Genomic DNA, 25,924 nt, shown 5'->3' with positions numbered 1-25,924 from the left:
GTAAACCGTTATTTTTTAAGAATAGCATACACTCCAAAGCCGAAACCAAATAGCACAGTCATCGGTGCCAGTGTGGTTTTTCTGAAGTCGTAAATATCAGTAGTCCCCATCATTAAGATGAAACCTATGACTACAATTGCAATACTAATTACCAGCAATTGATAGTTCTTTTTTGTAAAAACAAGTTCAGATTTGCTTTCCTGATTTACAGGTGCTGTTTTTTTCTCTGTCATTAGCTATAAAGGTCGTAAATTTTTAAACGTAAATATTTGCTGACTGCAAAAGCAGTACTGATGGCAGTAATAAAGATACCAATGCCCACCAGGCTGATTAATACAATACCAAATTCTGTATAATTTCTTAGAATAATGATTTCAGGGATTTCTCTTTGCGCATAATACAAAATGCCTAATAGAATTAAAATGGCAATAAATGCTGCAATTAACCCGTGTAAAGCTGCCAATAAAATGAAAGGCTTACGGATAAAGTTTCTGGTAGCACCAACCAATTGCATGCTTTTTATTAAGAAACGTTGAGAATAAATGGCCAGACGAATGGTATTATTGATTAAAGCAATCGAAATGATCAATAGAATAGCAGCAAAAGCAAGTATAATTAAACCAATCGTGTTGATATTTTTGTTGACCATGTCAATTAAAGAGCTCTGATAAATCACTTCTTTAACAACCGGATTTTTTGCAATACTGGCCTTTAGTTCGTCAATACTTTTGTTATTTGCATAATCTGCTTTCAGATAAACATCCACTGTAGAAAGTAAAGGATTATAGCCTAAAAAGTTTACGAAATCTTCACCTAAATCTGTGGTCAGATTCTTTGCTGCCATTTCTTTATTGACATATTGGGTGTTTTTGATTGCTGGATTGGTGTTCAACTCCTTTTGGAAAGCCAAAACATCTGCCTCTTTTGCACCTTCATCTACAATGATGTTCAATACGATGTTTTCTTTCACATAGTTGGATAGATTCTTAGCATGTACTAAAATCAAACCCAACATGCCCAGCATCAATAGCACCAAAGCTATACTGAAAATCGTAGAAATATAAATGGTTTTTGTCTTCTTAGAAGCATCGCTAACTTCAAATTCTTCCATGTATGTGTTTTTATGTTGTGCGAAAATAAAAAAATATAAGCAACTAATTTAAAATTATAGCCTTTATCCCTTTTTAATCTTTAAAACTAGAACGCCTGATCCCCAAAAATAGTTTAGAAAAATAGATTTTAGCTTTTGTAATGAGGCAAACAAGCCATACTTCTATACAGCCTTGTGTAACATTTTTGTACCAAAAGGAATTTTTTAGCGTTATTTTCTAGTCGGACATCGGGGGAGCCCTATTATTTTTCTTTTCGAATGGAGGACAAACAAACTAATAATCAACCTAGAAATTGTCTAAAATCAATTTTAAAACAACAAAATTAAACCTATGAGAAAACAACTTACTTTCGCTACCATGTTGCTATTTATCCTTACAGGAATCGCTGCCGGATGTAAAAAGGAAAGTGGAGAATCCAGGTCATTAAAGAAGAAAATGGAAGGTAAATGGCAGGTGTCTAAAATAGAGACTACTATCGACGGCACGGCAACTAAAGTCTATACCGGTGCTGCTGCGGATTTTTTTGAATTTCGTAATGATGAAAATGATCAGGTGGAGGTTGGCATTGCCGGAGATCGCATCCTGGGTACTTATGCTGTCTTTGCTACTGATGACTTCAGTTTGTCCTTATCCGGTAAAATATTAAACAGTACAACCAACACGATCACGGATAATAACTTTGAGTTTACTGCAACAGTGCAGGATGCTAATCCAAAAGAAGTTAGAAAGTACTTCCTGCGCAGGTAAATTAATCGGATAGCCTGACCAGAAAAAGCGCTGCCCATATCATTTCATAAATCAACATCCAGGCCTGGTTAAAGACAATACCATCCCTATTCATAAATTGCTGCCCTTCTGTTTTAAAGAACAATATGGGCAGCTTTTTTTATATTTGCCATAAGCCATTCTCATTTGAAAATTACCCCAGGCTAATTATGAGGGAAAACGATACAGAACCATTAGTCAAATTACTTCATAAAGACACCGTTTTTTCTTATTTATTGAAATGGATCCTACTTAGTTTTATAATTGGTGCTGCTGCGGGAACCTTATCCGCCTTGTTTCTGACACTTTTAAATTTAGCTACTGATTTCAGAAACCAGCATATTCAAATGATATACCTTTTACCTGTTGCCGGATTTTTTATCGGATTCATGTACTACCACAAAGGGAAAAATGTGGAAAGGGGAAATAACCTGGTTTTTGACACGATTCATAATCCTAAAGATGTTATTCCATTTAAAATGACACCCCTGGTATTATTGGGCACCATCGTCACTCATTTATTTGGGGGTTCTGCCGGAAGAGAGGGAACAGCCTTGCAAATGGCGGCTGCTACGGCAGATCAGCTACATCAGCCTTTTAGACTCTCTGCTGAAGATCGTAAAATTTTGTTAATCGCTGGCCTAAGTGCCGGCTTTGCTTCGGTTTTTGGAACACCATGGGCTGGCGCCATTTTCGGGATTGAAGTACTGTTAATAGGGAAAATACCTCAAAAATCTATCCTTCCTGCAATTGCATCCGCTTTTATTGGAGCGTATGTGACCGGATTATGGGGAGTTGGACATACCCATTATCAGATGGGTTTCATCCCCCAAATTTCTTTAAGGGGTGTTTGGTATAGTGTTGTCGCAGGATTTGCTTTCAGTATTGCAGCAGTGGCTTTTGTCAGGATCACTGATCTGCTATCTACTGCGTTTAAAAAAATGAAGTACGCCCCAATCCGGCCAGTGCTTGGAGGTGTTGTTGTGCTCGTCATCGTACTCGTATTTGGGAAGTATAAATATATCGGTTTGGGTATTCCGGTAATTGTTGATGCCTTTCATCAGCCAGCTTCAGCTCAGGATTTTGCTTTTAAAATTTTGCTGACCGCCATCACACTTGCTTCAGGATTTAAAGGTGGAGAAGTTACTCCTTTATTTTTTATAGGCGCAACATTAGGCAGTGCACTCTCCCTATTTCTTCCTTTACCTCTGGGATTACTTGCCGGAATGGGCTTTGTTGCTGTATTTGCCGGAGCAGCAAAAACACCGATCGCCTGTTGTATGATGGCTTTTGAATTGTTTGGAATTTCCTGTGGATGGTATGTTGCAATTGCCTGTACGGTTTCTTTTCTTGCCTCCGGGCACCATAGCATTTACAATGCCCCTGAAAATAAATCGCCAAAACATCTGCTTTTTGGCAGATTGGGGATCTAGCAGAATCTCAAATAGAGTATCCTGAAAATAAATTGAAATGCTGGAATCGGTATGCCTGATTTTGATCAGGAGCATAGCTATTTCAGAAAGCGTTTCTAATCCAATCTTTATTTCCTTATTTTCGCGCTACATATAAGGATATAAGGCATAGCTGTAATGGATTATCAATTTAAAGAAATAGAACAAAAGTGGCAAGAGTTTTGGGCTCAAAATCAAACGTTTAAAGCAGAAGAGCATTCTGCAAAACCTAAGTTTTACGTACTCGATATGTTTCCATATCCTTCAGGAGCGGGTTTACATGTTGGTCACCCACTCGGTTATATTGCTTCTGATATTTTTAGCAGATATAAAAGATTAAAAGGATACAATGTATTGCATCCTATGGGATACGATTCTTTTGGCTTACCGGCAGAACAATATGCCATTCAAACCGGACAACATCCGGCATTAACAACGGAAGTAAACATTAATACTTACAGAAGACAACTAGATCAGATCGGTTTCTCTTTTGACTGGAGTAAAGAAGTACGTACCAGTGATCCGGAATATTACAAATGGACGCAGTGGATCTTTATGCAATTGTTCAATTCCTGGTATAACAAGGAAACAGACCGTGCAGAAGATATCACTACCTTAATAGAAAAATTCAATGCTTCAGGCAGCGCTGACGTAAAAGCAGTTTGTGATGAAGATACCAGGTCTTTCCTTCCTAGCGACTGGGCTACCATGACTCCGGAAGAAAAACAGGAGGAACTATTGAAATACCGTTTAACTTACCTTAGAGAAAGTACGGTAAACTGGTGCCCTGCATTAGGAACGGTATTGGCCAATGATGAAGTGATCGGTGGTTACTCAGAACGTGGAGGTCATCCGGTAGAGCAAAAGAAAATGATGCAATGGAGCATGCGTATTTCTGCTTATGCAGAGCGTTTGCTACAAGGCCTAAATACAATTGACTGGCCAGAACCAGTTAAGGAAATGCAACGTAACTGGATTGGTAAAAGTGTTGGAGCGAGTGTTCGTTTTAAGATTGAAGATGCCGCAGAAACAGCTGGATTAACTCAGGATTACATAGAAGTATTTACTACTCGTGTAGACACGATTTTTGGTGTTTCTTATCTGGTGTTAGCACCAGAACATGAACTGGTTATTGCTTTGACTAAACCTGAGCAATTGGATGGCATCAATAACTATATCGCTCAAACGAAGAAGAAATCAGAGTTAGACCGGATGTCTGACGTGAAAACTGTTTCCGGTGCATTCACGGGTTCATATGTGATTAATCCGGTAAGTGGCGAACGTGTGCAGTTATGGATTGCTGATTATGTGCTGGCAGGATATGGAACAGGTGCCGTAATGGGTGTGCCAAGTGGTGATCAGCGCGACTGGTTATTTGCGACCAATTTTCATTTGCCAATCGTACAGATCCTGGATAGTCAGAAAGATATCGAAACTCAGGCAGATCCAACCAAAGAAGGTAAATACATCAACTCAGGTTTTATCAATGGGATGACTTATACCGAAGCTACTGAAACCTTAAACGCCTGGTTGGAGGAGAATGAAGTAGGAAAAGCTAAAATTAATTACCGCATGCGCGATGCAATCTTTGGTCGCCAGCGCTATTGGGGAGAGCCAATTCCTGTTTATTTTAAAGATGGATTACCATACTTGATCAATGAAGAAGAATTGCCTTTAATGCTTCCTGAAATTGATAAATACCTGCCAACTGAAAGTGGTGAACCACCTTTGGGCAGAGCTGAAAACTGGAGCTACGACGATCAGTATGAGTATGAATTGAGCACCATGCCAGGTTGGGCAGGTTCCAGCTGGTACTGGTACCGTTATATGGATGCCAAAAATAAATCTGCTTTTGCTTCAGAGGAAGCAATCGAGTATTGGCAGGATGTAGATTTGTATATCGGAGGTGCAGAACATGCAACCGGACACTTATTATACAGTCGTTTCTGGAATAAATTTTTGAAAGACCTTGGTCATGTAAAAGTGGAAGAACCTTTCAAAAAGTTGATAAACCAGGGAATGATCCAGGGTAGATCCAATTTTGTTTACCGTGTGGTAGATGAGGAAGGTAAGGGTACAAATACTTTAGTTTCTTATGGTCTACGAAAAGATTATAAAACTACGCCATTACATGTTGATGTGAATATCGTAGAAAATGAGATCCTGAATATTCCGCAGTTTAAATTATTCAGACCTGAATTTGCCGATGCGGAGTTTATCCTTGAAAATGGAAAATACATCTGCGGTGTAGAGGTAGAGAAAATGTCTAAATCCAAGTTCAATGTGGTGAATCCTGATATATTGATCGCTAGCTATGGCGCCGATACTTTAAGAATGTACGAAATGTTCTTAGGTCCACTGGAGCAAAGTAAGCCATGGAACACCAACGGGATTGAAGGGGTGTTTAAATTCCTTCGTAAATTCTGGCGTTTATTCCATAATGATGCATGGGTATTTAATGTTAGTGATTCTGTTCCTTCAAAAGCAGAATTAAAAGCGCTACATAAAATCATTAAAAAGGTTCAGGATGATGTGGAGCGTTTCTCTTTCAATACTTCTGTTTCCAGTTTTATGATTGCAGTAAACGAGTTAACGGAACTGAAATGTAAAAACCGTCAGGTTTTGGAAGACCTGGTCGTAGTACTTTCTCCTTATGCACCACATATCTGTGAAGAACTTTGGGCAAATCTGGGACATGATGCAGGAAGTTTGTCTTATGCAAAATATCCGGTATTCAATCCTGCCTTTATGGTAGAAGATGAGTTTTCTTACCCGGTATCTGTAAATGGAAAAACGAGGTTGAATCTTAACTTAAGCCTGACTTTAGAAGCTAAAGAGATTGAAGAAATCGTATTGGCGGACGAACAGGTACAAAAATACCTGGAAGGAAAAACGCCTAAAAAGGTGATTGTTGTAAAAGGTCGCATTGTAAATATTGTGATTTAAACGAGATCAAATCATAGAAATTAAAGGCTCCGGACGATTGTTCGGAGCCTTTGTTGTTTAAAGTGGTTTTGGATTGTAAAAAGGAGGGGGGATGTTCTGAAATTAAAGACTGGCTGAAGAACGCTCAAATTTTGATTAATATAAGTGGAGGTAAGTGCGTATTCAAAAGGCTTTCTTAGGCTTTTGAGGCTACAGCTACCCTACCAGAACCCTAGAACAGCACTATTTCAGCCAGCAATCATTACCGTTCTTATGCCATTGTATTCCATCTTTTACAAATAGCCATTGGCTACGCTCACCGGTCATAAATGGCTGTTCACCGTAAAATATTTACCAGAGATCTAAAATCTATGGAAATAGCTTGTAACAATATATACCTTCGTTAGACTAATTGAAAAACTGGAAGGTAATTTACCTAATGGTTGATCTAGACTATTAAAAACTAAACTACTACAATGAAAAAAATGATACTCTTATTTTTTGGCCTGATCCTGACGATTGGGGCAAATGCCCAGTTTCCGATGGGGGGAGGTACCGCAAAAAAAATGGTGACCGGAAGAATCACTGCTCTGATACTGGATTCTATTAGCAAAAAACCAATAGACTATGCAACAGTATCTCTCATTAAAAATAAAGACAATAAATCTATTAACGGAGGGGTCACAGATGAACGTGGAAAAGTAAGCTTGTCCAATATCAGCCCGGAAGAATATAAGCTGTCTATTGGTTTTATGGGTTATAAAACTAAAGTTGTGGTCGTTAAAACGACTCCGGGAAAACCAGATCTGAACATTGGAACGATATATCTAAGTCCAACATCAAGTAATTTAAAAGAAGTGGAGATTAGCGGACAGCAGGCGCTTGTCGAAAATAAAGTCGACAAAATCGTGTATAATGCCGAACAGGACATTACCAATGCCGGTGGAGATGCAACAGATGTCATGCGTAAAGTTCCCATGTTATCCGTAGATGTGAACGGAAATCTTCAAATGAGAGGAAGTTCAGTAAGAGTACTCATCAATGGTAAACCATCAGGAACCATGGCCAATAGTGTGGCAGATGCTTTGAAAATGATCCCTGCTGAACAGATTAAAAGTGTGGAGGTGATTACCAGTCCATCGGCAAAATATGACGCAGAAGGTTCTGGTGGAATTGTCAATATCATCACTAAAAAGAAAACTGCAGAAGGAACAAGTGGGAGTGTAAATGCCTCGGTGGGTACGCGTTCCAATAATGGAGCCTTCAATCTGAATGCCAAAACCGGACGTTTATCGGTTACCACCAGTCTTGGTGTAAATCATGCTTATCCTCAAAATTCATTGGTGAAATCTTTTAATAGCTCTGTAGGAAGCGACGGTACTTTAAGCACAGTTTCACAGGATGGCTACTCAAAATGGTCTCGTATAGGGTATAATGGAAGTGCCGGACTGGATTATGATTTTAACAATTACCATAACATTAGTACTAACCTGAAAATCAATAGATTTTCTAATGGAGGTCCAGGTCGTTCTAATGTGTTGACTAATGGCTTTCCTTCCATAAATATCAGAGATATGGACATGGGATTCAATAATTTGGATTGGAATATTGATTATAGGAAAACAAGTAAGAAAGAAGGAGAAGAGTTCAGTATTTCTGCTCAGCTGACTGCAGGAAGAAACACCAGCGACTTTATGAATAAAATTGTTTTTGAAGAATTGTTCATTCCAGGTCCTGGTCAGCCTGGAGTAATGCTACCTGATGTGATTGTTAATGGTTCCAATACAGGAAAAAACAATGAATATACCTTGCAATCAGATTATGTATATCCGATCAGTAAAACGACAACTTTTGAAACCGGAGTAAAAGGAATCTTTAGAAATATCATCAGTGCTTATGGTGAAAGCTTACAGGATTTTGATTATGACCAGAATGTAGCTTCTGCTTATGGAGTTTTAGGTTTTAAACTGACTAAAAAAATTACTGCAAAAGCTGGATTAAGAGGAGAATATACCAAAATCAATGGTTTATCTGGTCATAAAGATAGGTTTGATAATGACTACATGAACCTGTTCCCTAGTTTGATTTTATCCCAGGCTTTAAAGGGTGGTGGTTCGGTTAAACTGAGTTATAACAAGAGAATTCAACGTCCAAGTTTGTTTTATTTGAATCCTTTTGAAAACAAAAGCGATCCCTATAATGTGATGCGCGGTAATCCGGAACTGGATCCTGAATTAACTCACAATATAGAAATGGGATATTCTACCTTTATCAAAGGATCTATGATTAATGCTTCTGTTTTTTATCGTACTACTGAAAATGTAATAGAAAGTGCAATTTTACCAATTGATGGCACGGCAACAGATGGCCAACGCTTTTTAACGACTTACCTGAATGTTGGTAGAAGCCAATCCTATGGAATGAATTTATTCGGTAGCTATAATCCTAAACCAAAATGGACTTTAATGGCGAATTTTGGTTTGAATACTTACGAAGTAAACAATTCTTCCAGTAATCTAAATACAGGAACATTCTTAAATTATACTGTTTTTGGTCGTTCTGCCTATGCATTGCCTGGTGGTTGGAATACCGAGATTTGGGGAGTGGTCAATTCACCAAAAAGAACTTTCCAGGGTAAAACTGATGCGATGTATTTTTATGGTGCTGCGGTGAAAAAAGAAATCATGAAGAAAAAAGCAACGATCGGATTGAACGTTTTGAATCCTTTCAATCGTGATTTAGTGATCAACACGGTGAATAAAGGAAGCAACTATCAGCAATCTACAAATATTCATTACCCATTGCGTTCATTCGGTATCAATTTTAGCTATAAATTTGGTAAATTGAAATTCACAGAACCTAAAAAAGGAGTGAAAAATGATGATGTGAAAAAAGAAGATCAGGGAGGAATGGGAGGAGTTCAGAACTAATCCGGTTCAAATCAGGAAGGCTGATTCCCATTGTAAGATACCGCCATCTCAGGCAAGATCATCTGGATATAAATTGAAGACCTTTCCGATCATAGCGGAAAGGTCTTTTTTTATTGCTTTCTTACCCTTTTCAAAATCATAAGATTTAATGGGTTTGTCGGATATCCACTAATGTTGTTCTGCAGCATGATCAGGGATTGATCATATAGTATGGGAACAATGTTCGCATAGGTCATCACCATACTGTCCATCTTCTGATAAAGTTTATACCTTTTTTGTGGATCATTTTCATAATAACTGCTTTCAAATAAGCGGTCGTATGCCTTGTTAAAATAGCCAGTATAATTTGGACCGTCTGGTACTTTGTTCTTTGAGTAAAATACCGCCAGATAATTTTCGGCATCGCCATAATCAGCAATCCAGGATCCCCTGAAAAAGTTAACTGCATTCTTAGACATCATATCTCTTAAACTGGCATTTGGACTTGCATCAACTTTGACTTTTATTCCAATTGCATTCAGTTCACCTTGTATGAATTCCATAAGGTCTTTATAAGTTGTAGAAGTGCTCAGGGTAATTTGTGGCATGCCTTTTCCATTGGGAAAACCAGCTTCCGCCAATAGTTTAGCTGCTTTTTCTGGTTCGTAATGATAACCTTTGACTACCCTGCTGTCGAAACCCGGCATCCCTTGTGGTACAAATCCAGCAGTTGCAGGGATGCCAATGCTATTTCTCAGATATTTGATGAGCTTGGGTTTGTCGATCGCATAATTGATCGCTTGTCTTACTTTTAAGTACTTTACTGGCGAATTTTTAGCGATGCTTTTGGAGGTGTCTACTAAGAAACCCAGATATTCGGTGCAGAGATAGGGGCTTTTGATCAGTTGAAAATCTCCTTTGTATTTCCTGGTCATCTTTCCACTTTTCGTCAGGATATCATCACGATAACTCCCGTCTACTTTATCAAAAAAGTCAAGGTCCTTTTTAATGAAGTTCATAAAGGCACTTTGTTTATCGCTGATAAAAGTCACCTTTACCGCGTCCAGATAGGGCAATTGTTGGCCATTGTCTTTTTCCCAGTATTTTTCATTCTTTAAGAGGACCAAAACCTCGTCTTCTTTCCAGTATTTAAATTTGAATGGGCCGGTTCCAATAGGATGGTTCCGGAAGTCCTTTCCGTAATGCTCTACAATTTCTTTGGGCACTACAGAGGCATATTGTGCGGTCAGCAGACTAAGAAATGGAGGGAAAGGTTTGTTGAGCTTGATTTGAAAAGTGGAGTCGTTTAGGGCAATAAAATTCTGCTGGTCTTTTACTTTATCGCTAAAAATCCAGCTGCCTGAAGAAGCGACTTTGGGATCTATTAAACGATAAAAGCTGTAGACAAAATCATCGGCCTTAACTTTGCGGCCTTTTCCCTGTGGAAATATAGGGTCGTCGTGGAAATATACATCATCTCTCAAATGAAAGGTATAATTTAAACCATCTTTAGATATTTCCCAGCTTTTGGCAAGGCAAGGTAAGGTGTTGAGATTGCTATCAATCTGTACCAGACCATTGAAAATCTGGTTCACCATCCATAAAGCATTTTGATTACGGGCAAAGGCAGGATCCAGGGAGGTCAGATTCTGGTCCAGGTTCATGTTGAACACTTTTTTTTCCTGTTCTTCCGCTCTTTTCCCACAGGATGCCAGGAGAAACAGTAATAATCCGTAAAAAATATGGGAGATAATACGACGCATCGGTGTAGGAATACTAATTTTGCACAAAGTAATAAATAAATCAATATGTCTTTTTTAAATGCGGTTATAAATAAGGTGGAAGATGAAGTGTTAAATGAAATGCTTCAGGAGCGTGTGGATCTTGTCCAGCATAAAATAAAATTTATGGAAAAGGTGCCTGTTGCCTGTCTGGATACCGAGAATCATTTAAATTTCGACTTAGAAGGCCTGATTAATGATGCCGGAGGTGTTTTGCAGGCCGATATAAATCAGGCAAGGGTAATCATTTATGTAGAAAAAGGTCTGAGCATGCTCAGCATGATGGGCATAGTTCCTTCCTTATTACAGAAAGAATGGCCGGCAGTAGAATACAACCGGGTTTATCTATTGGATGATCAGGCTGCGGTTACTCCTGAAGAATGGGTAGCCTTACTTGAAGATATCGCCGAAATGTTATACCCTGGTTACTTCATTTTTGGAAATGAGGGTAAAAACTGGAGCAGTTTTGGCATTTAACTGAGGCACAATAAAGGCATTTTGCGGAATCTAGAATGCAATAAACTTGTCCATTTGCTGGTTAGTGAATTTTAAGGTGTCTTCCTTGAAAATCTCTTCCATTTCATTGAGTTCAGTTTTGATAATGGATATGTGGATTCTCAATGGGAGTACATTTAAGTGAAGGTAACTGCATACCCCACCAAAATGATCGATGCCCCTGATATTCCCATATTTTCCGGAAGAGATTCCCACTAAAGCGGCCTTCTTATCGTAGAAACTCTCTGGAAACTGACAGGCATCAATGAAGGTTTTTAGTACCCCAGGGAAACTTCCGTTGTATTCAGGAATTATGAAGAGAAATTTACTGGTTTTAGTCACCATTTCCTGGATAGGTTCGAACTCCGCAGACCTTTTTCCATACAGATCGGAAGCAATCAAATTGTCAGGTAATTGTTCCAGACTGAATAGCTGGGTTTCTAATCCTTTTTCTGCCAGTACTTTTTGATAATATTTTGATACTTTCAGCGTATTACTTCCAGGTCTGTTTGTTCCAGAGATGATGGTGATCATGTAAAAAATTGTTAATAAGATGTGTAAAACACTATATTGGTGCTATGCAGTAAGTGTCAAATTGTTTGTATCTTAGCTAATCGTTAAAATGTGCCTAAATCAATACAAAAATAGCATTTTTTATAGATTTAAATCGGGTATCAGAAAGCCTTCAGTAAATAATTGGTAATTATTAAAAAGATAAATGAGTAAAATTATTGCATTGGCAAATCAAAAAGGTGGTGTAGGTAAAACGACTTCATCTATAAACTTAGCCGCAAGCTTAGCCGTGTTGGAATACAGAACTTTATTGGTTGATGCAGATCCACAGGCCAACTCTACCTCAGGTATCGGTTTTGATCCAAGGAGTATTAAAAATAGCATCTACGAGTGTATCATCAATGATATAGAGCCAATGGATGCCATTCAAAAAACAGAAACCCCTAATTTAGACCTCCTCCCGGCGCATATTGATCTGGTAGGTGCGGAAATTGAGATGATCAATCTAAACAACAGGGAGTATAAAATGAAAGCAGTGCTGGAGAAAGTGAAAGATCAATACGATTTTATTATCGTGGATTGTTCTCCATCTTTAGGTCTAATTACGATCAATGCCTTAACTGCGGCAGATTCAGTAATTATTCCTGTGCAATGTGAATATTTTGCACTGGAAGGTTTAGGTAAGTTATTGAATACCATTAAGATTGTTCAGAATCGTTTAAACCCGCAATTGGAAATAGAAGGGATTCTATTGACCATGTATGATGTGCGTTTACGCTTGTCAAACCAGGTGGTAGAAGAAGTCAGAACCCATTTCCAGGACCTGGTTTTTGAAACGATTATTCAAAGAAATACACGACTGAGTGAGGCACCTAGTTATGGAATATCGGTGATCATGCATGATGCCAACTGCAAAGGTGCGATCAACTATTTGAACCTGGCACGTGAAATCGTTCGTAAAAACGGACTGGTAACAGAAGTACAGGATGTAAATAAAGCAACTATTTAAAACTATTTTAATGACATCTTTTCAGCGAAAAACAGGTTTAGGTAAAGGATTAAGTGCGCTTTTAGATGACAGCGACTCGGTTAATCCACCGAAAAACGGAGTCAATCCTGTAAGCGAGACCAGGCAGGAAAGTAGCAATAATAGTGCTATTGGACATATCAAAATTATTGACATTGATACCAATCCTTACCAGCCACGTACGGAATTTGATGAGGTTGCTTTAATTGAACTTTCAGAGTCAATAAAGGTACAAGGACTGATTCAGCCAATTACCGTTAGAAAGCAAGTAGGGAATAGGTACCAACTCATTTCCGGTGAACGCAGGTTAAGAGCTTCTAAACTGGCCGGTCTGACCGAAATTCCAGCCTATGTACGCAATGCCAATGACCAGCAAATGCTGGAGATGGCATTGATTGAAAACATTCAACGTGAAAACCTGAATGCCATTGAAGTCGCCCTGTCTTTCCAAAGAATGCTCGAAGAATGTAATTTAAAACAGGAACAATTGGGAGAGCGTGTGGGTAAAAACCGGACTACCGTGACCAATTACCTTCGATTATTGAAATTACCCCCTTCAATTCAGATCTCGATTAGAGATCAGAAAATATCGATGGGGCACGCCAGAGCATTGATCAATGTAGAAGATGTCGAAAAACAGCTCTTTATCCATCGTGAAATAATTGAAAAAGGCCTCTCCGTTAGAAAAGTAGAGGAATTGGTGAGAAGTATCAATAGCATGGACCTAAGTGCTAAAGGCCCTAAACAGCCAAATGGCATATCTTTTGAATATCAAAAACTGCAGAAAGATCTAGCTACCAAGTTTTCTACGAAAGTGAAACTTAAGGTGGGGGAGAACGGTAAAGGTGCAATTGAAATTCCTTTTATGTCTGAAGATGATCTGAGCAGAATTTTAGAATTATTAGATTGGTAATGTCAAAGGCTTTCCTTTTGTCGGTTTTACTATTTGTGGCTTCCATTGCAGCAATTGCGCAGGAAGTAAGCCCTGTTCCTGTTAAAAAAGATACTGCCGCTGTAGTCAATCCTCCTGTTAAAAATAAAGTAGATACTTTAAAACCCAAATACGTAAATCCTGGTAAAATAGCAGGGCGAAAAGCATTGTTCCGTTCCGCCATAGTGCCTGGACTGGGACAGATCAGAAGCGGTTTTAATGTTTATCGTGGCTTAAAGGTGGCAGGTATTTATACTGGCGCCACTTTGTTGACACTTTCTTTTATTGACAACAATAAAAATTACCATATCTTTCTTAAGGAGCTCCAGCTCAGACAGGAGTATAGAGCCTATGAAGAAGCTGTGAAAAATAATAACGGGGTTCCTCCCCCAGGCATCACTAAACCTACAGAAGAACTGAATAAAAATTATACATTGGTAAGTGATCAGAATTTGATCACCGCAAAAGATACTTATAGAAGAAATAAGGATGTGATCATTTTCTCTTATATAGGGCTTTATCTTTTGAATGTTGTAGATGCTTATGTAGATGCCAGATTGAAATATTTTGATGTAGGAGATGTGTCTGTTAAAGTTGGTCCTACCATTATCAATAATAATGGTATGTATGGAAACAATACGATGTACGGATTACATTTACCTGCTCCAGGACTTAAAGTCGCCATCAACTTTTAAATCGTATAGACGATAAAATATTAAACTATTAATTGAACCAACAAAAATGAAAATAGCACTATTGGGTTACGGTAAAATGGGTCAGATTATTGAACGTTTTGCTTTAGAAAGAGGTCACGAAGTGGTCCTGAAAATCAGCTCATCCAATCTGGAAGAACTTAATGTTGCTAATCTCTCAAAAGCTGATGTAGCCATTGATTTTAGTATTCCAGATGCGGCAATTGCTAATATTTACCTTTGCTTTGAGGCAAATGTGCCTATCGTTGTTGGTTCTACAGGTTGGTACGGACAGTTACAGGAAGTGAAAGACGAATGCTTAAGTAGTAACAATACCTTATTATATGGATCAAACTTCAGTATTGGTGTAAATATCTTTTTCCATATCAATCAGGTTTTGGCAAAAGTAATGAATAACTTCCCCGCTTATGACGTGCAGGTTGAAGAGATTCACCACACACAAAAGCTGGATTCCCCAAGTGGTACAGCCATGACCATTGCAGAAGGTATTATTGAAGAGCTGGACAGCAAGAAGGAATGGGTGAATGAACTGGTAGGTAGTCCATTTGAAGAAGTGGTTAAAAAAGATCAGGTGCTGATCGAATCACACCGTATTGAGAGTGTTCCCGGAACGCATACTGTAGTGTATAGTTCTGAAGTGGACGAGATTGAGATCAAACATACCGCACATAACCGTGCTGGGTTTGCTTTGGGTGCTATAGTTGCAGCGGAGTGGTTGCAAAATAAACAAGGCTTTTATAACATAGCCGATATATTTAATTTTAAATAAAAAAGTATGAATTGGAAATTCTGGCAAAAGAATAAGGATGCCAAGCCAAGTAAGAAAAAAACCAAAAGCCGCGAATGGTTCGACGCCATTTTGTTCGCGGTTATAGCAGCCACCATTATCCGGGTGTTTTTTATTGAAGCATATACGATCCCTACAGCCTCGATGGAAAGATCATTATTGGTGGGGGATTTCTTATTTGTAAGTAAAGTAAATTATGGTGCGAGAATACCTATGACACCTGTTGCTTTTCCATTTGCTCACCATACCATGCCAATTACTGGTACCAAAGCGTATTGGGATGGCGTACAATGGAAGTTCCGTAGGTTACTAGGTCTTTCAGATATCAAAAGAAATGATGTCGTGGTGTTTAACTATCCACAAGGTGATACCGTTGCATTAGAATATCAGGATCAGGATTATTACCAAATGGTACGTTCCCTGGGATGGAAACAGGTAAACAGTCAGTTTACAATAGTGAGTCGCCCGGTAGATAAAAGAGAAAATTATATCAAAAGATGTATTGGGATTGCCGGTGATACCATCAGTATGAAAAATGGTTTGGTATTCCTGAATGGTAAAGCTGATCCACTGAAAAACACTGGACAGATTTCTTATGAAGTGGTGTTTAAAACTGCCGATGTGAATTTCAAGATATTTGAAGACATTGGCTTTAATGTGGCTGATGAAATTGCTGCGATGAATCAAAATACCTATCAATTTACAGGGACTGCAGAGATGCTGGATAAAGTACGTAAGTTGGATTTTGTACAGTCGGTGAAGGAAATGACTGAGCCTGCAGGTAAAAGAGATCCGGATATTTTTCCTTATGACCCGAATAGAAACTGGAATGTAGATAACTTTGGACCTATTATTATCCCTAAAAGAGGCTGGACTGTTAAATTGGATAGTGTTACTATGCCACTTTATGAAAGAAGTATCCGTATTTATGAAGGAAATAAGGTAGAGAAATCTGGTAAAGGTTGGTTGATCAATGGTGTGGCTGCGGATAGCTATACTTTTAAAATGGATTATTACTGGATGATGGGTGACAATCGTCACAGATCTGCCGATTCTCGTTATTGGGGTTTTGTTCCTGAAGACCATATCGTTGGAAAAGCCTTGTTCATTTGGATGAGCTATGATACCAACGGATCTTTCTTCAGTAAAATTCGATGGAATAGATTGTTCAAAGGAATTAACTAGAGCTACTTAACCAATTATTGAAGGCTGATGCACATTGCATCAGCCTTTTTTTTTATTTTTTTTTCAGGACGAGATAGGCACTCACAGTGCTGAAACGCATAATTTTTATATACTTTTGTGTATAAGTACCTAATACTTTAAAAATAATTTAATAAGTATTGGGTTTTTAGCATAAAATAATTTAAGTTTGATTAACTAAATTATAAACATTGACCGCCAGTATAAAAAAATATCATCAGTTAAGGACCGATGTGATCAAACATTTGTACTACAGTAAGATGTTAACTCTTACTGAATTAAGTCATTTGACGCATAAAAGTCTGCCCTTAATCACCAATGCAGTCAATGACCTGGTGGAAGACGGATATGTCCTGGAACATGGATTAGCTCCATCCACCGGAGGCAGAAGAGCCCTAACCTTCCTTTTAAATCAGGAAAAGCAAAGATACATTGTAGCTGTAGCTATGGATCAATTGGTTACTCAGGTGATCATATATGATTTATTGAATCAGGTTCGTATGGAACCTGAATTGCTAAAGCTAACGCTTAAAGATGATTCTGCACTTTCTCAAACCTTAATCAAATTTTTAAAAGATTACATCTTGCGTTCAGGAATTCCTATGGAGCAGATTCTTGGTGTAGGTATGGGGATGCCTGGTTTTGTGAATGTAGCAGAGGGGATCAATCATAGTTTTTTTAAATCTCAAGGAAGTTTAAGGAATTATTTAATTAAGGAATTAGGCTTACCTGTGTTTATAGACAATGATTCCAGTATGATTGCCCTATCAGAATTTAAATTCGGTACAGGGAAAAACCTCAAAGATGTATTGGTGGTTAACATTGGCTGGGGCGTAGGTTTGGGAATGATCATCAATGGAAGCTTATTCAGAGGCCATAGCGGGTATGCGGGAGAGTTTAGCCATATTCCTTTATCTCAGAGTAATAAATTGTGTTCCTGTGGAAAGCGTGGCTGTCTGGAGGTTGATACTTCATTATTGGTATTAGTGGAAAGAGCAAAAACTCAAATTAATGAAGGAGTGAGTTCCAGTTTGGAACAACTTTTTTTAGATGATAGTAAACTACACGGAGATCATTTTTTGGAAGCAGCTAAGGCAGGGGATCCTTTAGCTGTGTCTATTCTGGCGGATGCCGCTTTCCTAATCGGAAAAGGGCTTGCTACATTAATTCATATTATAAATCCTGAACTGATCGTTTTGGGTGGAAGAGGAGCATTGGCTGGAAAAATGATGATGGCGCCAATTCAACAGGCAATTCATGAATTTTGTATTCCTAGATTGGCGGAACATACAGAGATTAAGGTATCCGAAATGAATGCTGATTCAGGACTTTTAGGGGCAGCAACACTTGTTATAGAGAACTGTAATTTTAATTAATATATAATAGAGTTTTTTAGTCTAGGGATAAGCTAAAAGCTTTTAAATGCAACAGGAGTAACATAATTAACCAAATTTTAACAACTAAATCTTTAGAAGATGAAACAGATGTACTTAAAGTGTATGGCCGTTTTGTTATTAAGCGTAATAACAATTTCAGCTTATGCGCAACAAAAAGTTACTGGTACGGTAACGGAAAAATCAGGGCAGCCCATCCCTGGCGTAAGTGTCACAGAAAAGGGCACTAAAAATGGAACTTCAACAAATGGAGATGGAAAATTTAGTATTACAGTGAAACCGGGTGCAATCTTGGTTTTTTCTGCTGTAGGTTTAGGTACTAAAGAAGTCAACATAGGAAACTCGGCTAATGTCAACGTTGTTCTTCAGGATGATGAGAATAAATTAAATGAGGTGGTGGTTACTGCCTTGGGTATCAAAAGAGAAAAGAAATCTTTAGGATATGCCATGCAGGAGCTTAAAGGTGAAACGTTGGTTGATGCCAGAGAACCAAACCTGGTAAACGCATTGTCAGGTAAAGTTGCTGGTTTGCAAATTACCCGTTCTAGTAGCGGTCCGACTGGTTCATCCAAAATTACGCTAAGAGGTAATAACTCACTTACGGGTAATAATCAACCTCTAATCGTGGTAGATGGTGTCCCAATGGAGAATTTTACAGGTGCGAAAAATAATGATTTTTCTAATCCAGGTCTCGACATGGGTAATGGTTTAGCAGATATCAATCCGGAAGATATTGAAAGTATGTCGGTTCTTAAAGGACCTTCGGCTTCGGCATTATATGGATCTAGAGCTGGTAATGGCGTAATTTTAATTACTACAAAATCAGGAAAAGCGCAAAATGGTCTTGGTATCACGGTAACTTCTTCTTTAGGAATTGAAAGTATTTTTACTGGTCCTGATTTGCAAAGTTCATTCGGACAAGGTGAAAACAGCATTTTTAAAAATATCTCAAACGGAAGTTGGGGGCCTAAAATTGAAGGTCAGATGGTGACCAAATGGAATGGAGAACAATCGGCACTTCAAAGCTATGATAACATCAAGAATTATTTCCAGAATGGTATTTCCTTGAACAACGGGATTTCATTCCAGCAACAATTTAAAGGAACTTCAGTTTATACTTCCCTAAATCGTTCTGATGATAAAAGCATTATTCCAGGCGTTAAATTGACCAGGACAAATTTAACTACAAGAGCAGTAACTAAATTCGGAAAGGACGATCGTTGGACAACAGATACTAAAATTCAGTACTCTAATACCAATGCCGAAAACAGACCAATATTAGGTTCAAGAAGTGAAAATGCTTTTTCTGCAATTTACAACTTACCAAGATCAATGGATATTCGTGATTTTAGTGCTGCTAAAAGGGAAGATGGTACAATGTTGTGGTATGGTGGAGGTAACCAAATCAACCCTTACTGGGCACGCCAATATAACTTGAATCAGGATATCAGAGATCGTTTCTTAATGAATGGGTCATTAAAGTACCAATTCAATAACTGGTTAAGCGCAGAAGTTAAAGGTGGTGCGGATATGTATACAACCAATACAGAAAATAAAGTCTATGGTGGTAGTCCGATTGTATCTACAGGAAGATACAGTACTGGTAAGAATGTTTTCAGTGAAACCAATTTCAGTACTTTAATAACCGCTAAAGAAGATAATTTGTTTAGTAAATTTGGTGGTGTATTGACCCTAGGTGGAAACTTAATGTCTACTAAACGTTCAGGCATAAGCGCAAACTCAGGTGAATTGGTTGTGCCAAACTTCTTCTCCTTAAATAACGGTGTAAACAGAGCAACTATAGAAGAGGATTTTTATAGAAAAAAGATCAACTCGGTGTATGGATCAGGACAGATAAACTGGGATCAGTATTTATTCCTTGATCTGACCTTTAGAAATGACTGGACCAGTACTTTGAATACCAATAACCGTTCTTATTTCTATCCTTCTGTAAGTACCTCTTTCGTGTTTTCTGACATGATTACTAAAATAGGCGGTTCATTGCCTTCATGGATGAGCTATGGTAAGTTAAGAGCTTCTTATGCTGAAGTAGGTAATGATCTTAGTGCTTATCAGTTATACAATACTTATTCTATCTCTAAAGATCCGAATGGAAATACAACAGCTTCGAGAAATAAGGTTCTAAATGACCCTAATGTTAGAAGTGAGCTTATTAAAGCATTCGAAGTAGGTGCAGAGATGAGATTCTTTGATAGCAAATTTGGTTTTGATGTTGCTTATTACAAATCAAATGCAACCAGACAGTTACTAGAAATAGCAATGGATCCATTAAGTGGTTACGAGAAAAAAAGAGTAAATGCCGGTGATATTCAAAATACTGGATTTGAAGCAATGGTAGACGCAAAAGTGATGTCAAATCAAGATGGTTTGAACTGGAATATGTTGCTGAACTTCTCGACAAATAACAATAAGGTTAAAGCAATAACTCCCGAAGTCAAAGAATATCAATTAGGCGGTTATGACGATGTATATGTTTTGGCTGCGACTGGTCAAAAATACGGAGAGATTTACGGAAGTAAATACCTTAGAGTAGAAGATGTTTCAAGCGCTTTTTATGGCCAACTAATTCTTGATGCAGATGGATTACCTCAAAGAGGAGTTCAAAAAACAAGACTAGGAAATCAACAGGCTACTGCCTTACTAGGCTTTACCAACAGTTTTGCTTATAAAGGATTCGGATTTTCATTCCTTGTAGACGCACGTTTTGGTGGGCAGATTTTCTCTGGAACTAATGCTGGAATGCAGGAAAATGGAACTGCTGCAATTACTGCTCCTAATGGCTTAAGAGAAAATATGGTAGTAAATGGAGTAATATTAAATGGGAGTGGTCAATATGTTCAGAATAACATTCCTGCGACACCTGAAAGATATTGGGCTAAAATTCACAGCTATGGAAACCTTGGAATTGGAGAAGAAAATATTTATGATGCAACCAATATTCGTTTAAGAAATGTTCAGGTAAATTATTCTATTCCAACTAAATTCTTAGCTAAAACACCTATTCAACGTGCAAAAATTGGTGTATCCTGCAATAATGTATGGTTAATTTCAGGTGATATGAACGGTATTGATCCTGAGTCTGTATATGCTACAGGTAGTAATGCTACCGGATTTGAAAATTTCAGTGCGCCAACTACACGTACATTTTTATTTAACTTAACGCTGGGCTTCTAATTTTTTACCAAAGGATATTTCCTTTATAAATCAAGATTCTGATGAAAACAATTATAAAAACCTCATGCATGCTTTTAACCACAACGTTGTTATTGGCATCATGTAAAAAATTCGAACAAATCAATGTAAGTCCTACTGAAGCAAATGGTGATCAGGTACAAACAGAGTACTTTATTAATGGCTCTATTATTGGTGCCCAGATGAATCCAGATGTTGCTGAGCGCTCATTTGTCCTTTATTGGAAAACGGCAGGTCATCAGCATAGTAATGGAGGGATCTCTTCAGGAAGCTATAACGATGGCTGGACCGGCGCTTATTATGATAAGATTGCTGCATGGCTAAATAGTGCCAATACAGCAATTCAAATTGGTGAGGATCAAATCTCAAAGGGAACGGCTAAAGCTTATACCCCTAACTTAATACAGGTGGCAAGAATCTGGAGAGCTTACCTAATGAGTGAAATGACTGACAATTTTGGACCAATTCCCGCTAAGGCTTTTAGCGGAACTAATCCGGAATTTTCAGATGTAAAGACAATCTATTATTATCTGCTACTTGAATTAAAAGAGGCAAGTGCTAAGCTTGATTTAAATGTTGCAAATACTGATGCTTTGAAAAAACTGGATCCTGCATATAATTATGATTATGCAAAATGGAGAAAGTATGCAAACTCGATGCGTATGCGTTTGGCAATGAGACTATCTGAAGTAGATGCCGCAAAAGCTAAAACTGAATTTGAATTGGCTGCAGCAGGGAGTGATTTCATCAAAGCAACAGATGAAACTTTTCAAGTACAAGAGAGACCAGGTTGGGATGACCTAACCGGCGTAATGAGTAGAGAATGGAATCCGCAGTTTATTTCAGCGTCATTAAATAATATTTATTTAGGCCTGGGTGGGATTAAAACAGAAACTCAGCTTGGAGCTAGTTATTTGTCATCTATTAAACCTGCAAACTATCTGGGATTAAAATTTGATGATCACTTCACTTCTAAGACTAATAACCCATCTGCAGGATATTGGTTCGATGGTCTGCCAAATGTAATTGATCCACGCGCATATAAAACGTTTATCATTCCTGGTGATTTCTCTGATCCTAATTTCAATTCGTATCCATCATGGACTACGGATGCTAAAACGACCACCAGAAATCTATTGAGCGCTACCAATACAGTAGTAAAAACAATTGATGCTAAAAATACCTGGAATGCTTCAAATACTGGCGATTGGGGTGCAAAGGGAACCAAGAATGAGGTGAGAGCCTATGAAGGTACCATGCCACGTCTGTCTAACCAATTTAGAGCAAGTACCAGCAAACGTATTTTCTTCGCACCTTGGGAAACCTATTTCCTATTGGCTGAAGCAGCTGAGCGTGGGTGGTCAACTCCAATGGGCGGAAAACTTGCTTATGAAGCGGGTATCAGAGCTAGTTTTGAATATTGGGGTGTATCTAATTCAGTGGGTAATTACCTGACATCTGAAGATTTCAATAGGGTAGGTACTTCTGTAAGCTGGGATCATATCACTGAACCAGGTTCAAGTCATGCTATGGATTATATTGATGGATATACCAATGTTGCAGGTGTTGCTAATGTGTTGTACCCAGTGAATAATCTATATAAAAATGGTACTGTTAAAAACGACCATTTAACAAAGATCATCACTCAGAAATTCATTGCTCAAACCCCTTGGCTTCCATTAGAAGCCTGGAATGACCAAAGACGTTTAGGACTGCCTTTCTTTGAAAATCCGGCTATTGAAAATGTATTACCTAATTTACCAGCATTAAATAACAGTAACTACATGACCAGTAATGTTAAGTTCTTCCCTCAACGTTTGAGATACCCTTCAAGTTTGCAAACTACAAACGCGCCTGGTTACCAGCAGGCATTAACTGCTTTAGGTGGACCTGATGAAGTGTTGACTCCATTGTGGTGGGCTAAAAAGAACTAATTTAGCTTAATAAACGAAAGGCCTGCTGATCAAAATATGATCAGCAGGCCTTTTTATTTTTAGATTTAGTGTTGTTAGTGCTTAGGATAATCCTTCAATCCCAAGTTTTTCTGCCAGTTCGTTCAGATCTTTAACCACCACATCAATGATTGGAATTCCCTGGACCTTACGTTCCTGCTCGAAAGCATATTCCGGCTCTCCAGGTATAATCACTTTTTGATCTGCTTTAATCGTCTTTGCGGACTGAAAACGTTCAATCCAGTTGTCCAGGTGGTCTTTAAAGTCTGCTGCCGGACGGAAGCCATCAATGCGCATGGCACCAAGGAAATGTCCAATACCTTCACCAACAGGATTTGCAGAAGGTTCCAGGAAAGCCACAAAAGGAGGAACCCATGGGCCGTAATTTGCACCAGATAGCACAGCAGATAAGATATCTACTGTTGCGCTTAATCCATAACCTTTATGACTACCATGGTCTTTATCGCTCCCTAAAGGTAAAAGTGAACCACCATCCTTTAATTGATGTGGGTTTGTTGAAGTGTTGCCATCTTTATCCTGTACCCATCCTTCGGGAATAGGAAGATCTGCTCTTTGGGCAATCTCCAGTTTGCCATTTGCTGCTGCTGCGGTAGCCATATCTACTACTACAGCTGGGTATTTCCCTGCAGGAAAAGCATAACACATTGGGTTGGTACCCAATAGTCTTTCATTTGCATAAGTTGGTGCTACCAAAGGGCTGGCATTGGTCATACTGACACCGATCATATCTTGTTCAACTGCCATCAAAGCATGGTATCCGGCAATTCCAAAATGGTTAGAATTTTTAACAGAGACCCAGCCACTACCATAGATCCTCGCTTTTTCAATAGCCACTTTCATTGCAAAAGGAGCAACAACCAATCCTAATCCGGCATCTCCATCTACTGTGGCCGTAGTTGGGGTTTCATGAACCACACGGACGTTGGGTGTCGCATTGATGCGTTCCTTCTCCCATAATCTAACATAGCCACTTAACCTGGCTACCCCATGAGAGTCTATTCCACGTAAATCGGATTTTAGCAATACATCTGCTGCCAATTGGGCATCCTGGATAGGACATCCCATTTTTAGGAATACGCTTTCCGTAAATTGACGTAAACTTTGTTCGGTAAAAGTGTGAAAAATCATTTTTATGAAGCAAATAGAACCGTAAACTGGTGGTCCATTGGTTTGAAATTTGAAATGAGTGATGCTATAAAATCATCACCATAGGCGATATACAATGGAGCAATATTCAACACCCTTTCCTGTAACACCCCAGAAGGGAAAAGTTTCCCTTTTAAATTGTCAATTTGTGACAAGGAAGTATCATGCTTGCGTTTTTCAGCTCTTAGCATTTTCTTTTCCAGATTCACAATCAATTTTAAAGCCTTTGTTTTAGCGGCATCAGTCGACTGAGAAAGGGTTTTATCAATTTTATAAGCATTGAGCTTGATCTGATCAAAGACTGCACTGATCGTACGCTGTTCGTCCCCTAAAGTAAGTTGTAAATTAACATGCGTTTTGATCCAGTCGTTTTTAAGTGCTTCATTATTTTTAAAGAGATCAATGTGACTGATCCCCAGAATTTGCATTTTGAGTTCTGAACGATTATCAATTACTAAAGCGGAATTTCTAAGTAACAATACCGGGAAATCAACCTGATAATAGTCGAAGTTTGCTTTTAATTGCAGCCAGTAAGTCAGCTCTGCCCCACCTCCGATATAGGCAAGGTTTGGCAGAATTACTTCCTGATACACAGGTCGCATCACTACATTCGGACTAAAACGTTCCGGGAAATCGTTTATTTCCTGTTTTAATTCGGCTTCAGTAAACTGAATATCCGTATTCAAAACTTTATAAACCTTATGTTCTTCAACAATTCGTTCCCTAAGTTGGTCTGTCATGTAAAAGAAATTAATCTCTCTTGGGTTTACCTGAATTTTATAGCCTTCTGCCTCTAGAGCAGCATTACTATCTGAAATCTGCTTGAAGCTGTGCTGACCGATGATGTCTGCTTCGATAATTGGGGCAAATTCTTTCTTTAATTCAGGTTCATCTGCATCAACACATACCAATCCATATTTTCCAAACAAGGCGTTTACGAGTGCTCTGGTGGCATCAGAAAGTTTCTTAGGTGTTCCGTATGCTTTTTCTACCAATTCAGCCAATTGAAGGCCATTTTCAGTTATGCCCAGATAGCCTTTGTACGCCAATAAAGTTTCTGTAATATCATTCGTGTTTAATCTTCCGGTAGCTCCTGCTGCTTTTTTATTCCAGCTGAGTTTTTTGTCCTCGATTTTCACATGGTTGATCTCTTCGAAATCATGGTCTTCTGTCGCCATCCAATAAACAGGCACAAAATTTTCATTGGGAAACTTTTCCTTTAACTCTTTTGCGAGGTTAATGGCAGTAACAATTTTGTAAATGAAGTAAAGAGGACCGCTGAAGATATTAAGCTGATGACCGGTGGTAATGGTATAAGTCCGGTCATCGGCTAGAAGTTGTATGTTTTGTTCCACTAGAGCAGGAGCTTTAATGGTAGCATATTGCTTTTTTAGGATCTGAGTCAATGTAGACCGGTTTCCTTTGAAATTGCGATTCGCGATGGCTTTAGCAAAGCCTTCAAAATCTGGTGTGTACTTATAAAAAGCACTTAACTGATCCTTTCCTCCGATGTAATCCAGTACAACGTTGGAGAAGGCATTCGTTTCTTGGTAAGAGATGTATTTGGCCTGCATTGCTACGAATTT

19 protein-coding genes are annotated in these 25,924 nt (G+C 38.5%); 13 read left to right on the top strand and 6 right to left on the bottom strand.

Features of this window, described 5'->3' with window-relative positions; translation table 11 throughout:
• Positions 1-8: 8 nt before the first annotated feature.
• A complete protein-coding gene (locus R2Q94_RS12020; RefSeq protein WP_316821702.1) occupies positions 9-233 on the bottom strand; it encodes a DUF3098 domain-containing protein in 225 nt (74 codons plus the stop codon).
• Positions 233-1,111 carry a cell division protein FtsX gene (locus R2Q94_RS12015; RefSeq protein WP_316821701.1) on the bottom strand — a complete coding sequence of 293 codons (879 nt, stop codon included), beginning with the start codon at positions 1,109-1,111 and terminating at the stop codon, positions 233-235. Before R2Q94_RS12015 ends, R2Q94_RS12020 begins: the two co-directional genes overlap by 1 nt.
• Before the next feature lie 331 nt (positions 1,112-1,442).
• On the opposite strand from R2Q94_RS12015, the gene R2Q94_RS12010 reads away from it, so the two are divergent.
• The 4 genes from R2Q94_RS12010 (at position 1,443) to R2Q94_RS11995 (ending at position 9,183) form a co-directional block, all read left to right on the top strand.
• Complete coding sequence (locus tag R2Q94_RS12010) at positions 1,443-1,859, top strand: hypothetical protein (RefSeq protein ID WP_316821700.1); 417 nt, start codon at positions 1,443-1,445, stop codon at positions 1,857-1,859.
• A 188-nt stretch (positions 1,860-2,047) separates the two neighbouring features.
• On the top strand, positions 2,048-3,310 hold the full coding sequence (locus tag R2Q94_RS12005; RefSeq protein WP_316821699.1) for a chloride channel protein: 1,263 nt from the start codon (positions 2,048-2,050) through the stop codon (positions 3,308-3,310).
• Between the two features lie 156 nt (positions 3,311-3,466).
• Complete coding sequence (gene leuS, locus R2Q94_RS12000) at positions 3,467-6,274, top strand: leucine--tRNA ligase (protein WP_316821698.1); 2,808 nt, start codon at positions 3,467-3,469, stop codon at positions 6,272-6,274.
• A gap of 455 nt (positions 6,275-6,729) precedes the next feature.
• Positions 6,730-9,183: a TonB-dependent receptor domain-containing protein gene (locus tag R2Q94_RS11995; protein ID WP_316821697.1), complete on the top strand. Its 2,454-nt coding sequence runs from the start codon at positions 6,730-6,732 to the stop codon at positions 9,181-9,183.
• A 110-nt stretch (positions 9,184-9,293) separates the two neighbouring features.
• Here R2Q94_RS11995 and R2Q94_RS11990 read toward each other — a convergent pair whose 3' ends face one another.
• Positions 9,294-10,952 (bottom strand): ABC transporter substrate-binding protein, encoded by a 1,659-nt coding sequence (locus R2Q94_RS11990; protein WP_316821696.1) that lies wholly within the window; start codon positions 10,950-10,952, stop codon positions 9,294-9,296.
• A gap of 18 nt (positions 10,953-10,970) precedes the next feature.
• Here R2Q94_RS11990 and R2Q94_RS11985 point away from each other — a divergent pair, with 18 nt between their 5' ends.
• Entirely contained in the window at positions 10,971-11,420 is a 450-nt protein-coding gene (locus R2Q94_RS11985; protein WP_316821695.1) for a hypothetical protein, read from the top strand.
• A 30-nt stretch (positions 11,421-11,450) separates the two neighbouring features.
• On the opposite strand, the gene R2Q94_RS11980 is transcribed toward R2Q94_RS11985, so the two are convergent.
• On the bottom strand, positions 11,451-11,972 hold the full coding sequence (locus R2Q94_RS11980; protein ID WP_316821694.1) for an NAD(P)H-dependent oxidoreductase: 522 nt from the start codon (positions 11,970-11,972) through the stop codon (positions 11,451-11,453).
• Between the two features lie 184 nt (positions 11,973-12,156).
• On the opposite strand from R2Q94_RS11980, the gene R2Q94_RS11975 reads away from it, so the two are divergent.
• The 8 genes from R2Q94_RS11975 to R2Q94_RS11940 all read left to right on the top strand — a co-directional run bounded on the left by R2Q94_RS11975 (position 12,157) and on the right by R2Q94_RS11940 (position 23,153).
• Positions 12,157-12,960, top strand: coding sequence for an AAA family ATPase (locus R2Q94_RS11975; RefSeq protein ID WP_316821693.1), 804 nt, complete (start codon positions 12,157-12,159; stop codon positions 12,958-12,960).
• Positions 12,961-12,970: 10 nt separating this feature from the next.
• Complete coding sequence (locus R2Q94_RS11970; protein ID WP_316821692.1) at positions 12,971-13,891, top strand: ParB/RepB/Spo0J family partition protein; 921 nt, start codon at positions 12,971-12,973, stop codon at positions 13,889-13,891.
• Complete coding sequence (locus R2Q94_RS11965; protein WP_316821691.1) at positions 13,891-14,604, top strand: DUF5683 domain-containing protein; 714 nt, start codon at positions 13,891-13,893, stop codon at positions 14,602-14,604. Before R2Q94_RS11970 ends, R2Q94_RS11965 begins: the two co-directional genes overlap by 1 nt.
• A 46-nt stretch (positions 14,605-14,650) precedes the next feature.
• Positions 14,651-15,391 carry a 4-hydroxy-tetrahydrodipicolinate reductase gene (gene dapB / locus R2Q94_RS11960; RefSeq protein ID WP_316821690.1) on the top strand — a complete coding sequence of 247 codons (741 nt, stop codon included), beginning with the start codon at positions 14,651-14,653 and terminating at the stop codon, positions 15,389-15,391.
• Between the two features lie 6 nt (positions 15,392-15,397).
• Positions 15,398-16,594 carry a signal peptidase I gene (gene lepB, locus R2Q94_RS11955; RefSeq protein WP_316821689.1) on the top strand — a complete coding sequence of 399 codons (1,197 nt, stop codon included), beginning with the start codon at positions 15,398-15,400 and terminating at the stop codon, positions 16,592-16,594.
• 278 nt (positions 16,595-16,872) lie between these two features.
• Positions 16,873-17,988, top strand: coding sequence for an ROK family protein (locus R2Q94_RS11950; RefSeq protein ID WP_316821688.1), 1,116 nt, complete (start codon positions 16,873-16,875; stop codon positions 17,986-17,988).
• Positions 17,989-18,087: 99 nt separating this feature from the next.
• Entirely contained in the window at positions 18,088-21,201 is a 3,114-nt protein-coding gene (locus R2Q94_RS11945; RefSeq protein WP_316821687.1) for a SusC/RagA family TonB-linked outer membrane protein, read from the top strand.
• A gap of 41 nt (positions 21,202-21,242) precedes the next feature.
• Positions 21,243-23,153 carry a SusD/RagB family nutrient-binding outer membrane lipoprotein gene (locus R2Q94_RS11940; RefSeq protein WP_316821686.1) on the top strand — a complete coding sequence of 637 codons (1,911 nt, stop codon included), beginning with the start codon at positions 21,243-21,245 and terminating at the stop codon, positions 23,151-23,153.
• An 81-nt stretch (positions 23,154-23,234) separates the two neighbouring features.
• Here R2Q94_RS11940 and R2Q94_RS11935 read toward each other — a convergent pair whose 3' ends face one another.
• Positions 23,235-24,320 carry an Ldh family oxidoreductase gene (locus R2Q94_RS11935; RefSeq protein WP_316821685.1) on the bottom strand — a complete coding sequence of 362 codons (1,086 nt, stop codon included), beginning with the start codon at positions 24,318-24,320 and terminating at the stop codon, positions 23,235-23,237.
• 2 nt (positions 24,321-24,322) lie between these two features.
• Positions 24,323-25,912 (bottom strand): bacillithiol biosynthesis cysteine-adding enzyme BshC, encoded by a 1,590-nt coding sequence (gene bshC / locus R2Q94_RS11930; RefSeq protein WP_316821684.1) that lies wholly within the window; start codon positions 25,910-25,912, stop codon positions 24,323-24,325.
• Between the last annotated feature and the right edge of the window lie 12 nt (positions 25,913-25,924).

This window comes from Pedobacter gandavensis (assembly GCF_032678465.1).
GTDB lineage: Bacteria > Bacteroidota > Bacteroidia > Sphingobacteriales > Sphingobacteriaceae > Pedobacter > Pedobacter gandavensis_B.
Note: the sequence above shows the minus strand (reverse complement) of the source record. Positions and strands in the feature narration are given on the sequence as shown.

Excerpts from the sequence above, each read along its gene's own strand:
- R2Q94_RS12005 (WP_316821699.1), top strand. The coding sequence starts at position 2,048 with ATGAGGGAAAACGATACAGAACCATTAGTCAAATTACTTCATAAAGAC.
- R2Q94_RS11940 (WP_316821686.1), top strand. The coding sequence starts at position 21,243 with ATGAAAACAATTATAAAAACCTCATGCATGCTTTTAACCACAACGTTG.
- bshC (WP_316821684.1), bottom strand. The coding sequence starts at position 25,912 with ATGCAGGCCAAATACATCTCTTACCAAGAAACGAATGCCTTCTCCAAC.
- R2Q94_RS11985 (WP_316821695.1), top strand. The coding sequence starts at position 10,971 with ATGTCTTTTTTAAATGCGGTTATAAATAAGGTGGAAGATGAAGTGTTA.
- R2Q94_RS11935 (WP_316821685.1), bottom strand. The coding sequence starts at position 24,320 with ATGATTTTTCACACTTTTACCGAACAAAGTTTACGTCAATTTACGGAA.
- R2Q94_RS11980 (WP_316821694.1), bottom strand. The coding sequence starts at position 11,972 with ATGATCACCATCATCTCTGGAACAAACAGACCTGGAAGTAATACGCTG.
- R2Q94_RS11970 (WP_316821692.1), top strand. The coding sequence starts at position 12,971 with ATGACATCTTTTCAGCGAAAAACAGGTTTAGGTAAAGGATTAAGTGCG.
- R2Q94_RS12010 (WP_316821700.1), top strand. The coding sequence starts at position 1,443 with ATGAGAAAACAACTTACTTTCGCTACCATGTTGCTATTTATCCTTACA.
- R2Q94_RS11965 (WP_316821691.1), top strand. The coding sequence starts at position 13,891 with ATGTCAAAGGCTTTCCTTTTGTCGGTTTTACTATTTGTGGCTTCCATT.
- R2Q94_RS12020 (WP_316821702.1), bottom strand. The coding sequence starts at position 233 with ATGACAGAGAAAAAAACAGCACCTGTAAATCAGGAAAGCAAATCTGAA.
- R2Q94_RS11995 (WP_316821697.1), top strand. The coding sequence starts at position 6,730 with ATGAAAAAAATGATACTCTTATTTTTTGGCCTGATCCTGACGATTGGG.
- dapB (WP_316821690.1), top strand. The coding sequence starts at position 14,651 with ATGAAAATAGCACTATTGGGTTACGGTAAAATGGGTCAGATTATTGAA.
- lepB (WP_316821689.1), top strand. The coding sequence starts at position 15,398 with ATGAATTGGAAATTCTGGCAAAAGAATAAGGATGCCAAGCCAAGTAAG.
- R2Q94_RS11950 (WP_316821688.1), top strand. The coding sequence starts at position 16,873 with ATGTTAACTCTTACTGAATTAAGTCATTTGACGCATAAAAGTCTGCCC.
- R2Q94_RS11975 (WP_316821693.1), top strand. The coding sequence starts at position 12,157 with ATGAGTAAAATTATTGCATTGGCAAATCAAAAAGGTGGTGTAGGTAAA.
- R2Q94_RS11945 (WP_316821687.1), top strand. The coding sequence starts at position 18,088 with ATGAAACAGATGTACTTAAAGTGTATGGCCGTTTTGTTATTAAGCGTA.
- leuS (WP_316821698.1), top strand. The coding sequence starts at position 3,467 with ATGGATTATCAATTTAAAGAAATAGAACAAAAGTGGCAAGAGTTTTGG.
- R2Q94_RS12015 (WP_316821701.1), bottom strand. The coding sequence starts at position 1,111 with ATGGAAGAATTTGAAGTTAGCGATGCTTCTAAGAAGACAAAAACCATT.